This window comes from Aeromonas sp. 1805 (assembly GCF_013085525.1).
GTDB classification, from domain to species: Bacteria; Pseudomonadota; Gammaproteobacteria; order Enterobacterales; family Aeromonadaceae; genus Aeromonas; species Aeromonas hydrophila.
Genome location: NZ_CP038515.1, coordinates 356,952 through 368,281, shown reverse-complemented (window position 1 = coordinate 368,281; position 11,330 = coordinate 356,952). Strand labels below are relative to the sequence as shown.

Genomic DNA, 11,330 nt, shown 5'->3' with positions numbered 1-11,330 from the left:
CTGTTTCACACAGAGGCAACTGGTTGAAAAGAGAGGTAAAGCTGCGACCCGAACGCGGGGCAGCCGGACAAAATCCTTGTCAGCCATCAGGCGGGCAGGCAAGCTGCGGTCACTTTTGACCGCCCCGCTTTCGAGAGGAGATGCCATGACCCCCTTATCCTGCCCGCTCTGTTGCGCCGCCGATGCCTATGAGCTGCCGGTGGCCGGCAAGCTGTATCATCGCTGCCGGGCCTGCGAGCTGGTCTGGCTGGATACGGCCGAGCACCTGGATCCCGCGCGCGAGAAGGCAGTCTATGACGGCCACGACAATCAGGTGGATGATCCCCGTTATCGCCAGTTTCTGCAGCGGGCCTTCGGCGAGGTGCAGCGCCGCCTGCCTCCGCCAGCCAGCGGCCTCGATTTTGGCTGCGGCCCGGGCCCGGCGCTCATCGCCATGGGCCGCGAGGCGGGCTACCAGATGGCGGGCTACGACAAGTTCTATGCCGACAAGCCCGAGTTGCTGGCGCAGCAGTATGACTTCATCACCAGCACCGAGGTGATCGAGCACATCGCCACCCCGCGCGCCGTGCTGGACGGGCTGTGGGGCTGCCTCAAGCCCGGCGGCCTGCTGGTGCTGCAGACCCAGCGGGTGCTGGGGGACGAGCGCTTTCGGCAGTGGCGCTACCGCCACGATCCGACCCACATCGTCTTCTTCGCCGAAGCCTCGTTTCGTGCCCTGGCAGCCCGCTGGCAGGCGCAGGTCGAGTTTCCCCACGCGGATGTGGCGGTCATCACCAAACCCTGAACGGGGCATTTTCATTTGATGGCGGCTTGGGCATGCTGATGGCCTGATTGGCGGGGCCCGCTTGCCTGTTTCCCTGCATTGAGCCCCAGGCGCCGCCAGCCGCCCGTCCCCCGATACCAAGGAGTGGTTCCTCATGTCGATTCCCCATCTTTCACTGCAGGATGCCCGTCATCTGCAACTGGCGGCCCAGGGCCTGCTGACGCCGCGCCGCGGCAAGGCGCGCGCGGCAGAGCTGCTGGCGACTATCCGCCGCATGGCGTTGCTGCAGATAGACACCATCTCGGTGGTGGCCCGCAGCCCCTATCTGGTGCTGTTCAGCAGGCTGGGGCAGTACGATCCGCGCTGGCTGGAGCAGTTGCTGGCCGATGGCGAGATCTTCGAATACTGGGCGCACGAGGCCTGCTTCGTGCCACGCGAGGATTACCGCCTGCTGCGCCATCGCATGCTGGATCCCGCCGCCATGGGCTGGAAGTTTTCGGCCAACTGGCTCGCCACCCATCAGCAGGAGATTGGCGAGATCATCGAGCGCATTCGCCAGCACGGCCCGGTGCGGGCGGCGGATTTTGAACGCAAGGAGGGGAAGGGCAACGGCTGGTGGGACTGGAAGCCGGAGAAGCGCCACCTGGAGGTGTTGTTTACCGCAGGTCAGCTGATGGTGCGTGAGCGGCGCAACTTCCAGCGGGTTTACGACCTGGCCGAGCGGGTGATGCCCGAGTGGCGCGATGAGCGGGATCTGCCGAGCCAGGAACAGGCACAAAGGGACATGGTGCGAGCCAGTTGCCGGGCGCTGGGGCTGGTCAAGACCGGCTGGGTGGCCGACTACTATCGGTTGCGGCGCGGCAAATACGATGCACTGCTCCACCAACTGGCGGACGAGGGAGAGCTGCTGCCGGTGCGGGTGGAGGGGTGGCAGCACGGCGCCTTCGTGCACGCTTCGCTGGTAGAGGAGCTGGCCCAGGCCCAGTCCGGCACTCTCAAGGCCAGCCACACCACGGCGCTGTCGCCGTTTGATCCGCTGGTCTGGGATCGCAAACGGGCCAGCGAGCTGTTCCAGTTCGACTATCGCATCGAGTGCTACACCCCGGCGCCCAAGCGCCAGTACGGCTACTTCGTGCTGCCGCTGCTGCATCGCGGCAAGCTGGTGGGCAGGATGGACGCCAAGGCCCATCGCCAGCAGGGGATCTTCGAGGTAAAGAGCCTCTATCTGGAGGCGGGTGTCAGGGTGACCCGGACTCTGGCGCAGGATCTGGCCAAAGCGCTGCAGCGGCTGGCCGATTGGCACCAGACCCCGACCTTGCACTACGGCGCCATCCCCGCGCCCCTGCTGGCCCTGTGGCAGGAGGGGACACCCTGACGGGGAGCGTCACGCCCACCTGAACTAAGCTGCAAGGGAAGCGAAGGAGGGAGACGATGACGCGATCCATGTTGTTGCTGCTGGGATGGGGTTTGGCCGGGCTGGTGGAGGCGGCCCAGCCCGAGGTGCAGATCTGTCTGGGGGAGGGCAACGAGTGGGCCCCCTTTACCTACTGGGAGCGCAAGGATGGCGTGCCCGACACCCGCCGTCTCACCGGCTCCGCCACGACCCAGGTGCTGGAGGCCCTGAAAAAGCTCGGGTTGCCCTACAAGATCCGTTATCTGCCCTGGGCGCGAGTGCAGCAGGAGCTGGCCGATTATCGCCAGAACCGCTTGTGCGAGCTGACCTGGGATGCCAGCTACAAGCCGGAGCGGGCGGAATATGCCTTCTACAGCGTGCCGCTCTACTACACTCACCTCGGATTTTTCTACCTCAAGCGGCGCTTCCCCGAGGCGCCCGATCTGCAGACGGTCAATCGCTCCCGGGTGTGCGGGGTGATCGGCTACAACTATGCCCCTTACGGACTGGCGCTGGAGCCGCGCCGGGTCAAGCAGCTGCAGCAGGCGCTCGACATGCTGGGGCGCGATCGCTGCGACTTCCTGCCCAGCGAGATTGAACCGCTGATGAGCGGCATCGGCCTTGGTATCTACCAGAGCGAGAGCGGCCTGCTCAACCTCGCCCTGCCCAGCCGCAAGGGCTTCTATCTGCTGGTGAGCAAGGGGTCGCCACGGGCCTATGAGCTGGTGACCCGCCTCAACCAGGTGTTCATCGAGTTTCAGGACAGCGGTTACAGCGACGAGGTGATGCGCCGCTTTTTGCCGCCGACAGAGTGAGCACCATCAACAACCGGGCCTGGCGCCCGGTTTTTTATGGCGGTGATGGGGGGGCTGGCGGCTTTTGGGCAGGTTCCGCGCTCGGATGTCATCTCCCCCGTTGCCCTGGCGCAGCTTCCTTGCCGAGGGGGCTTTACTCTCGCACCAGACCGGGCAACACCAGGGCTACGGCGGCGGTGATGCGCGTGTGGATGTCGCTGCCCGGCGCCAGCAAGCCGAGCGCCATCTGGCGCAGCGGCTCCGCCATGGTCATTGCCAGCAGCAGATCGCTGGTCTGGGCGGTGTCCAGCTCGCGCAGCCAGCCCAGTTGTTGCTGGCGCTGTAGCCACGCCGCCAGCGTCGCCCTGCCGCGCGCAATGCCGTTCTCCTGATAGGCCGCCAGCAGGGCATCGCGCCCCGCGAACTCATGCTGCAGTAGCCGGAACATGCCGACTGCCTGCGTACTCAACACCTGGCTGGCAATGGCTTGCAAGCCCTGCTCCAGCATCTTCCCCAGCTCCTCGGGGTGGGTTGCATCCTGCTCGAAGGCCGGCTGAAAGGCATCGGTCCAGCTGCGCACCGCCTGCGCCACCAGCTCGTCGCGGTTGGCGGCGAAGCGGTAGAGGGTCTTCTTGGCAACTCCTGCCTGTTTGGCCACTGCATCCACGGTCGCGGCGCCGTACCCTCCCTTGAGCAACAAGGTCAGCGTCGCCTCGGCCAGGGCGGCGCGCAGGTCGGCTTCCGGGGTGAGCGGGCGGCCCCGTGAGCGTGTCTCTTCATCGGTTTGCTGTGACATGATTGACTCCTGGAAAGCATTGACAGACCCAGCATACAGGCATAGCTTAAATTAGGAAACGAAATTCGTTTCCTAATTTATTGGAGTCTCATCATGGATACTTCCCCGTTGTTTGCCCCCTGGGGCGTCAATGACATCAATGAGTTGCTCAGGCCGCAGCCGCTGCGCCTGGAAATGGGCCTGACCCGCAGCACCGACGGCCTGCTGACGGTCGCCATCCGCACCGATCTGCACGGCTGCAAGGGGCGCATGCTGGATTGGTGGTTCACCTTCTTCGAAACGACCCAGCACATCAGGTGGTGGCACCCGCACGACCACGTCGAGCACCGGGGCTGGGATCATCACTGGAAAAAAGGGGAGCGCTACGTGGGGGCCAGCATAGCGGCGGTGGAGTGGCTTGCCGAGCTGCCACCGGTGGCGGCCCGCCTCAAGTTTCATGACGCCGAAGAGGTGTTCGCGTCGCAACCGCTGCAGGAGGCGCGGGAGACGCAGGCACTCTCTGCCGCCATCTGCGCCCGTATCGGCTTTGGCGACGAGGTAGCCCTGGATGAACAGGGGGCGCCGCTGGATGGCGAGATGCTGCACCTGGCGCGCGATACTTCCTATGGCTGTGTGCTGCGCAGCCGCTTCCTGCTGGGCAAGGCCTGCGCCAATCCGTTTGACGAGGTGCCGGACGAGGTAGGCTTCAACCTGATGCGCCACTGCTACAGCGAGTTCAGCTATCTGGCGCAGTTTCTGCCGTCGCTCTACTACGCGGAAAATGGCCGTGAATCGGCGCCGACGCTCTGGTGACGGGGCTGACAGTTGGCATTGAACGTTGCTGAGTGTCTTGGCACACCCAGGGATCATGCCCGCTATCGGGCTGCGGTCTGAGCTGCCGAGGAGCCATAAAAAAACCGGGCGCTTGGCCCGGTTTGTCATTGCGTCAGGATGCGTTTACTGGAATACCAGTACCATCAGCAGACCCAGAGTGATGGCGGACACCAGGAAGGCGAAGCCATAGAACACATAGTGGTGCAGCTTGGTGGTGTGGATCCCCAGATCATGCAGACCGTGGTAGATGCGGTGCATGCCGTGCCAGATGGGCAGGGCGATGATCACCAGCAGGATGCAGGCACCCCACCAGGAGCTGGCGAACTCGAGTGCGCGTTCGTAGCTCATGGTCTCCACGTCCATGATGCCCATGGGCACCAGCAGACCGGTGATGAGGACAATGACCGGCAGCAGCATGGCAACCACCATGCCGCCGGCACCAAACAGTCCCCAATATATAGGCTCGTCAGAACGTCTCATATTTTTTCCTCAAATCATGATTGAGAGATCGTGGCCAACGTTTCTGAGTGACAGCCCGGCACCAAACAGGCACCAATAACTGGGTTCGTCAGAACGTCTCATGGTTTTCTCCTTAGGCCACGATGATCAGGACAAGCAGGGATACCACCGCCAGCGCCACATACTGGGCGATGACGATCGGCTTCTCCGGCACCAGGTCTTCGCCACGGAAGATGCGCATGGCTTTCGGGGCAAGTGCGAACCAGGTCTTGGCGTGGAACAGGCAGGCTGCCAGGGCGATGACATGGAACAGGATGGCGATCGGGCTTTGCAGGGATTCCAGCCAGCCGTTGAACGCCTCCTGACCCTGTACCAGCCGCAACAGACCCCACATCAGCACGACGGCGTAGATGGAGACGAAGATGCTGGTGCCTTCGCGGATCATGTAACCGGTGTAGAAGGCATTCTTCAGCCACCAGTCTTTCTTCATTTCGCGGACGTAAGGCTTACGTTTGCTATTGGTGTTGTTCATGGTCTCATTCCTGATCTCAATCTGGCTTGAACATGGCGATCATGTAGTCCTTGGCGCTCTCGACCTTGCCAAGCTGGATGGCCGCCGCCGGATCCACGCCTTTCGGGCACACTTCGGAGCAGTAGCCCACGAAGGTACAACCCCAGACGCCCTCGTCCTGGCTGATGATCTTCATCCGCTCTCTGGACGCGCTGTCGCGGTTGTCGGCGTTGTAGCGATAGGCCAGCGCCAGTGCTGCCGGACCGGTGAACTTCTTGTTGATGCCATATTGCGGGCAGGCCGCATAGCACAGACCGCAGTTGATGCACATGGAGAACTGGTGATACTTCGCCATGTCAGCCGGGGTCTGGGTGTACTCGCCGTCGCACAGGCTGCGCGGCTCGGCCGGGATGATGTACGGCTTGATGCTCTCCAGCTTCTCGATGAAGTCGGACATGTCGACCACCAGATCGCGCTCGATCGGGAAGTTGTTGAGCGGCTCTATGGTCATCTTGCCCGGCAGGTAGTCGCGCAGGAAGGTTTTGCAACCCAGCTTGGGAATACCGTTGACCATCATGCCGCAGGAGCCGCAGATCGCCATCCGGCAGGACCAGCGGAAGCTCAGGGTAGAGTCCAGATGATCCTTGATGTATTGCAGCGCATCCAGCAGGGACATCTCTTTGAGGTAGGGCACCTGGAAGGTCTGCATCCAGGGCTCGTTATCCTGCTCGGGACGGTAGCGCAGGATTTCAATTTCGATCATCTCAGCCATTCTTCTTAGCCTCGTCTTGTTTCTCACCCTCGGAACCGTATACGCGTTTCGCCGGTTGGGATTTAGTGATCTTCACATCGGAGTAATCGATGGTCGGGGCCCCTTCACCGTTGTAGAAGGAGAGAGTGTGCTTGAGGAAGTTCACGTCATCACGCTCTTCGTAACCGTCCAGACGCTGGTGGGAACCACGGGACTCTTTCCGGTTGAGGGCGGAATGCGCCATGGCTTCGGCCACGTCCAGCATGTAGCCCAGTTCGATGGCGTACAGCAGGTCGGTGTTGAAGACCGAGGACTTGTCGTTGATCTTGACCTTCTTGTAACGGGCTTTCAGCTCGTTGATCTTGTCGATGGTGCCCTGCATCAGCTCTTCGGTACGGTAGATACCGACCCCGGCTTCCATGGACATGCCCAACTCGTTGCGAATATCGGCCGGGTTTTCGGTGCCGTCGATATCGAGCAGGGAGAGGTGCTGCTTGATCAGCGCCTCGGCCTTGGCGGCCAGCGCCTGGGTGTTGCCGTGTTGCTGGGTCTTGGCAAACTCACCGGCGTGCTCACCGGCTACCTTGCCGAATACCACGATCTCGGACAGGGAGTTGGAACCCAGACGGTTGGCGCCGTGCAGACCGACGGAGGCACACTCGCCCAGGGCGTACAGACCCGGCATGCGGGTGGCGCACTGACCGTTGGTCTCGATGCCGCCCATGGTGTAGTGGGCAGTCGGACGGACCGGGATCGGCTCTTTCACCGGATCCACACCCACGTAGGCCTTGGCCAGTTCGCAGATGAAGGGCAGACGCTCTTTCAGGTACTTCTCGCCGAGGTGGCGCAGGTCGAGGTGAACCACATCGCCCATCGGGCCCTGGATCACGCGGCCTTTTTGCTGCTCCTGCCAGAAGGCCTGGGAGAGGCGGTCACGCGGACCCAGCTCCATGTGCTTGTTCTTCGGCTGGCCGACCGGGGTTTCCGGGCCCAGACCGTAGTCTTGCAGGTAGCGGTAGCCATCCTTGTTGAGCAGGATGCCGCCTTCACCACGACAACCTTCGGTCATCAGGATGCCGGTACCCGGCAGGCCGGTCGGGTGGTACTGCACGAACTCCATGTCGCGCAGCGGCACGCCGTGGCGGTAGGCCAGCGCCATGCCGTCACCGGTGACGATGCCGCCGTTGGTGTTGTAGCGGTAGACACGGCCGGCGCCACCGGTGGCCAGAATGACGGATTTGGCCTGGATGAAGCGGGTGATGCCGTTCTGGATGTCGAAGGTCAATACGCCCTGGACGCGGCCATCTTCCACGATGAGATCCATGCAGAAGTGCTCGTCAAAGCGCTTGATAGTCGGGTACTTGATGGAGGTCTGGAACAGGGTGTGCAGAATGTGGAAACCGGATTTGTCTGCCGCGAACCAGGTGCGGGGGATCTTCATCCCGCCGAAACGACGCACGTTGGCCTTGCCGTCCGGCTTGCGGCTCCAAGGGCAACCCCAGTGCTCCAGCTGGATCATCTCGTTGGTGGCATTGTTGACGAAGTAGTCGACCACGTCCTGCTCACACAACCAGTCGCCACCGGATACGGTGTCGTTGAAGTGGTTTTCGAGGGAGTCATCATCACGGACGACACCGGCGGCACCGCCCTCTGCGGCCACGGTGTGGCTGCGCATCGGGTAGACCTTGGAGATCAGGGCGATCTCCAGCTCCGGGTGGGCTTCTGCTATGGCGATTGCGGCACGCAGGCCACCGCCACCAGCACCGATGATGGCGACATCGGTCTTGATAATATCCACATCTGCCTCCTTAGGGATAGATTTGCTGGGCACGATTTTGCTCTATGAAAAAAATTCAGGCTTGATGCAAGTCAAACTGGTTTGTTTTAGTGCTTGGCAATGGTGACTTTTATCAAAATCACCCCATTCCTTGGATGAAAACGCCGTAATTATCGCCATCCTTCAGTTATCGGTATCAGCCGCTGTCATTGCTATGGTTATTTTAAGCTCAGGATTATACGTAGTTTTCTTTCAAAAAAATGAGAAACACCTCTCTTTTTAGGTATTACCCATAAAGTTTTTAAGTTTTTTATCAAAAATATTTAATAAGAATTATTCACGGATAGAACAATACTGTGCTTGAGTTCAAAAAACTAATCCGAATGTCGGCCTTGATGCGTTGATTTATGACGAGATACCGTTTCGTATGGGGATTTCCATCCCCATAGTCCTGATGGTTGATGTGGTAATAACTATTGAAACAAAAGCATTTTTTCATAAAAAAAGGGGCCTGAGTGGCCCCTTTGATTTCGGTTGATCAGATCCGGAACATGCCGACCTGATTGCTCAGTTCACCTGAAATATTTTTAAGTTGTTCAGACAGATGGCGCGAACTGTCGGCATCGACCGCCAGCTCGTCCGAGACATCCTTGACCGCCTGGATGTTGCGGCTGACCTCGTCGGTCACCGCCCGCTGCTCCTCGGCGGCGCTGGAGATCTGGGTGGCCATGTCGGAGATCTGGTTGATGGAGGCGGTGATCTGCTCCAGTGCCTGGGTGGCATCGTTGGCATCTTCCACGCTGTTCTGGGCCAGCAACTGACCCTCGTGCATGGTGCTGACGGCGCCCTGGGTGTTGCGCTGCAGGGTTTCGATCATGCTACGGATCTCGACGGTGGAGCTGTGGGTACGCTGGGACAGTACCCGCACCTCGTCGGCCACCACCGCAAAGCCGCGGCCCTGTTCACCAGCCCGGGCCGCTTCGATGGCGGCGTTCAGCGCCAGCAGGTTGGTCTGCTCGGCGATGCCCTGAATGGTGGAGAGGATGGTGTTGATCTCCTGGGCGTTCTTTTCCAGTTCCTGAATGATGCCGGAAGCCTGCTTGACCTGGGTGGCCAGATCCGTGATGGAGCGCTGGTTGCGGGCGATCACCTGCTTGCCGTGCTCGCAGCTGCTGGAAGAGCTGCGGGCCGCATCGGCGGTCTGCTCGGCGTTGCTGGCCACTTCCACCGCGGTGGCGGACATCTCGTGTACTGCGGTGGCGATCTGGGAGATCTCGTTTTGCTGGCGAGCCAGACCCTGGCTCGATTTTTCCGCCATGTTGTGGGACGACTTGGCTTGCTGGTTCAGTTGCCCTGAGGAGTTGGAGATGTCCTGCACCATCACGTGGATCCGGTCGATGAAGGTGTTCACGTGCTTGGCGACGATACCCACTTCGTCTTCACGCTCGATCTTGACGCGGCGGGTCAGGTCGCCGTTGCCACGGGAGAGATCGGCAATCGCTTCGCCCAGGGTTTTCAGCGGGGCCAGCGAGCCGTTGATGGCGACATAGGAGAAGCCGGCGACGATGAGGATGGTGAGCAGACCTTGCAGCAGGGCGGAGGTCACCATGCGGGAGACGGACTGATAGGCGACTGCTTCATCCACCACTATGCCGAAATACCAGTTGGTGTTGGGGATCTCGGTCAGGTCGAACACGCTGGGTTTGCCGCTGATATCCATCTCGGAGATGGTGTTGTCATGGGCCAGCTCGTTGACCTTGGCGGCAGTCAGCTCGGGGGAGATGGCGGTCGCCTGTTTGAGGGTCAGATCCTTGTCCGGGTGGGCAATGATGGTGCCATTGCTGTCCACCAGGATGGCGTAGGTCCCTTCCGAGTTGATGGCCAGTACGTCGCGTACCAGGGCATCGATGGAGACGTCACCGGCGATGACCCCCTGGGTATTGCCCCGGGTGAAGGGCTCGGCGATGGTGATGATCAGCTGGCCGGTGGTGATGTCGGCATAGGGGGCCGTGATGGCCAGCTTGCCGGCGGCCATGGCGTCCTTGTACCAGGGGCGCTGACGAGGGTCATAGCCGGCCGGCAGATCGGTCGGCTTGCTCTGGATCATCTTGCCATCCTTGGTGCCCACGTAGACCAGGTCAAAGTTGCCGGCATTCATGGATTGGGCCAGATGGCTGATGGGTTCGTCCTCCTTGGCGAAGGCCTCCTTGGTGGAGGTGACCATGCTGATGCGGGCGTCCAGCCAGCGGGAGATGCCTTTCACATTGGATGCCGAGCTGTCGTCGATGAAGCTCCAGATCAGGCGCTGGGTTTCGCTTCTCAGCTGGGTGGTGTTGTACCAGACCTGCAGGCCGGTGATGACCAGGATAATGACCCCGATGGCGAGGACAAGTTTGTTCTTGATGGATAAGTTCATGTTTACATCCTTGTGAGCGTCAGTCTGCGATGTGTGGTTTTATTGTTATGGGCCAACACTGTATCGGCCAAAGTAGAACTTTTTGTATCCCGGTGCGCCTTTAAATTTATAGCTTAAATCAGCGGTTATCGAACTCCCCCTGGCACAATGAGTCCGTTTTTGGCCGGCGGCAGGAAGCGGTCCGGCCGGTTGGTAAAGATGCCATCGACGCCGATGGCGGCCAGCATCGCCTGATCGGCGGGTTCATCGACCGTATAGACCAGCACCTTGAGCCCGCGGTCGTGGGCATCCTGCACCAGCGACTGATCGACAAAATCCACGTCGCAGTTGAGCGACCAGGCCCCCAGCTCGGCTGCAAACTTGGCGAGGGTGAGGGGAATGGTGGAAGTCAGTGCCCCCAACCGGATGTCGGGGCGCAGGGCGGCAAAGCGGGCGAGCTCCGGGTGGTGGAAGGAGGAGACGACCCACTGCGTGGGTGCAAAGCCAAGCTCTGCCTCGGCACGTCGGGTCAGTCGGGCCACCTCGTCGGCTGTTTGTGCTCCTTTCAGCTCGATATGCAGCTCGGCCTGGCCGGCAATCGCCTCCATCACCTGCCACAGGGTCGGGATCCCTTCTCCCTCACCGGCATTCAGGCTCGCCAGATAGGTGCGCGACTGGGCCGTCAGCACGCCGTCGCCGTCGGTGCAGCGCTCCAGCCGCCGGTCATGGAACACCCACAGCTCGCCGTCGGCCAGCTGCACGTCGATCTCGATGGCCCCTGCGCCCAGCGCCAGTGCCAGCCGGATGGCCTTGAGGGTGTTTTCCGGCGCCAGTCCGCTGGCACCGCGATGGGCAATGATCTGCATGATGTACTCCTG

General features: G+C 61.2%; 11 protein-coding genes. 4 read left to right on the top strand and 7 right to left on the bottom strand.

The features are described 5' to 3' along the window. Positions 1-145 precede the first annotated feature (145 nt). The 3 genes from E5E96_RS01595 to E5E96_RS01585 all read left to right on the top strand — a co-directional run bounded on the left by E5E96_RS01595 (position 146) and on the right by E5E96_RS01585 (position 2,971). Complete coding sequence (locus E5E96_RS01595; RefSeq protein ID WP_171281417.1) at positions 146-784, top strand: class I SAM-dependent methyltransferase; 639 nt, start codon at positions 146-148, stop codon at positions 782-784. A gap of 133 nt (positions 785-917) precedes the next feature. Beyond that, a complete protein-coding gene (locus tag E5E96_RS01590; protein ID WP_171281416.1) occupies positions 918-2,138 on the top strand; it encodes a winged helix-turn-helix domain-containing protein in 1,221 nt (406 codons plus the stop codon). Positions 2,139-2,194: 56 nt separating this feature from the next. Continuing rightward, entirely contained in the window at positions 2,195-2,971 is a 777-nt protein-coding gene (locus E5E96_RS01585; protein ID WP_017409219.1) for an ABC transporter substrate-binding protein, read from the top strand. A 133-nt stretch (positions 2,972-3,104) separates the two neighbouring features. On the opposite strand, the gene E5E96_RS01580 is transcribed toward E5E96_RS01585, so the two are convergent. After that, complete coding sequence (locus E5E96_RS01580; protein WP_171281415.1) at positions 3,105-3,746, bottom strand: TetR/AcrR family transcriptional regulator; 642 nt, start codon at positions 3,744-3,746, stop codon at positions 3,105-3,107. A 93-nt stretch (positions 3,747-3,839) separates the two neighbouring features. On the opposite strand from E5E96_RS01580, the gene E5E96_RS01575 reads away from it, so the two are divergent. Next, the gene (locus E5E96_RS01575; RefSeq protein ID WP_171281414.1) at positions 3,840-4,538 is read left to right on the top strand and encodes a hydrolase; all 699 of its coding nucleotides are present in this window, start codon (positions 3,840-3,842) and stop codon (positions 4,536-4,538) included. A 144-nt stretch (positions 4,539-4,682) separates the two neighbouring features. On the opposite strand, the gene frdD is transcribed toward E5E96_RS01575, so the two are convergent. From frdD to E5E96_RS01545, 6 genes are all read right to left on the bottom strand, one after another. Continuing rightward, a complete protein-coding gene (gene frdD / locus E5E96_RS01570) occupies positions 4,683-5,039 on the bottom strand; it encodes a fumarate reductase subunit FrdD (protein ID WP_011706986.1) in 357 nt (118 codons plus the stop codon). A gap of 112 nt (positions 5,040-5,151) precedes the next feature. Continuing rightward, positions 5,152-5,550 (bottom strand): fumarate reductase subunit C, encoded by a 399-nt coding sequence (locus E5E96_RS01565; RefSeq protein ID WP_005298336.1) that lies wholly within the window; start codon positions 5,548-5,550, stop codon positions 5,152-5,154. Positions 5,551-5,566: 16 nt separating this feature from the next. Then, on the bottom strand, positions 5,567-6,301 hold the full coding sequence (locus tag E5E96_RS01560) for a succinate dehydrogenase/fumarate reductase iron-sulfur subunit (protein ID WP_011706985.1): 735 nt from the start codon (positions 6,299-6,301) through the stop codon (positions 5,567-5,569). Beyond that, positions 6,294-8,078: a fumarate reductase (quinol) flavoprotein subunit gene (gene frdA / locus E5E96_RS01555; RefSeq protein WP_045527862.1), complete on the bottom strand. Its 1,785-nt coding sequence runs from the start codon at positions 8,076-8,078 to the stop codon at positions 6,294-6,296. Before frdA ends, E5E96_RS01560 begins: the two co-directional genes overlap by 8 nt. Positions 8,079-8,595: 517 nt before the next feature. Further along, complete coding sequence (locus E5E96_RS01550; RefSeq protein ID WP_045789212.1) at positions 8,596-10,473, bottom strand: methyl-accepting chemotaxis protein; 1,878 nt, start codon at positions 10,471-10,473, stop codon at positions 8,596-8,598. A gap of 125 nt (positions 10,474-10,598) precedes the next feature. After that, entirely contained in the window at positions 10,599-11,318 is a 720-nt protein-coding gene (locus tag E5E96_RS01545; protein WP_171281413.1) for a glycerophosphodiester phosphodiesterase, read from the bottom strand. Between the last annotated feature and the right edge of the window lie 12 nt (positions 11,319-11,330).

What these genes read in the sequence shown, in the direction of transcription:
- E5E96_RS01595 (WP_171281417.1), top strand. Translation starts at nt 146, where the DNA reads ATGACCCCCTTATCCTGCCCGCTCTGTTGCGCCGCCGATGCCTATGAG.
- E5E96_RS01590 (WP_171281416.1), top strand. Translation starts at nt 918, where the DNA reads ATGTCGATTCCCCATCTTTCACTGCAGGATGCCCGTCATCTGCAACTG.
- E5E96_RS01585 (WP_017409219.1), top strand. Translation starts at nt 2,195, where the DNA reads ATGACGCGATCCATGTTGTTGCTGCTGGGATGGGGTTTGGCCGGGCTG.
- E5E96_RS01580 (WP_171281415.1), bottom strand. Translation starts at nt 3,746, where the DNA reads ATGTCACAGCAAACCGATGAAGAGACACGCTCACGGGGCCGCCCGCTC.
- E5E96_RS01575 (WP_171281414.1), top strand. Translation starts at nt 3,840, where the DNA reads ATGGATACTTCCCCGTTGTTTGCCCCCTGGGGCGTCAATGACATCAAT.
- frdD (WP_011706986.1), bottom strand. Translation starts at nt 5,039, where the DNA reads ATGAGACGTTCTGACGAGCCTATATATTGGGGACTGTTTGGTGCCGGC.
- E5E96_RS01565 (WP_005298336.1), bottom strand. Translation starts at nt 5,550, where the DNA reads ATGAACAACACCAATAGCAAACGTAAGCCTTACGTCCGCGAAATGAAG.
- E5E96_RS01560 (WP_011706985.1), bottom strand. Translation starts at nt 6,301, where the DNA reads ATGGCTGAGATGATCGAAATTGAAATCCTGCGCTACCGTCCCGAGCAG.
- E5E96_RS01550 (WP_045789212.1), bottom strand. Translation starts at nt 10,473, where the DNA reads ATGAACTTATCCATCAAGAACAAACTTGTCCTCGCCATCGGGGTCATT.
- E5E96_RS01545 (WP_171281413.1), bottom strand. Translation starts at nt 11,318, where the DNA reads ATGCAGATCATTGCCCATCGCGGTGCCAGCGGACTGGCGCCGGAAAAC.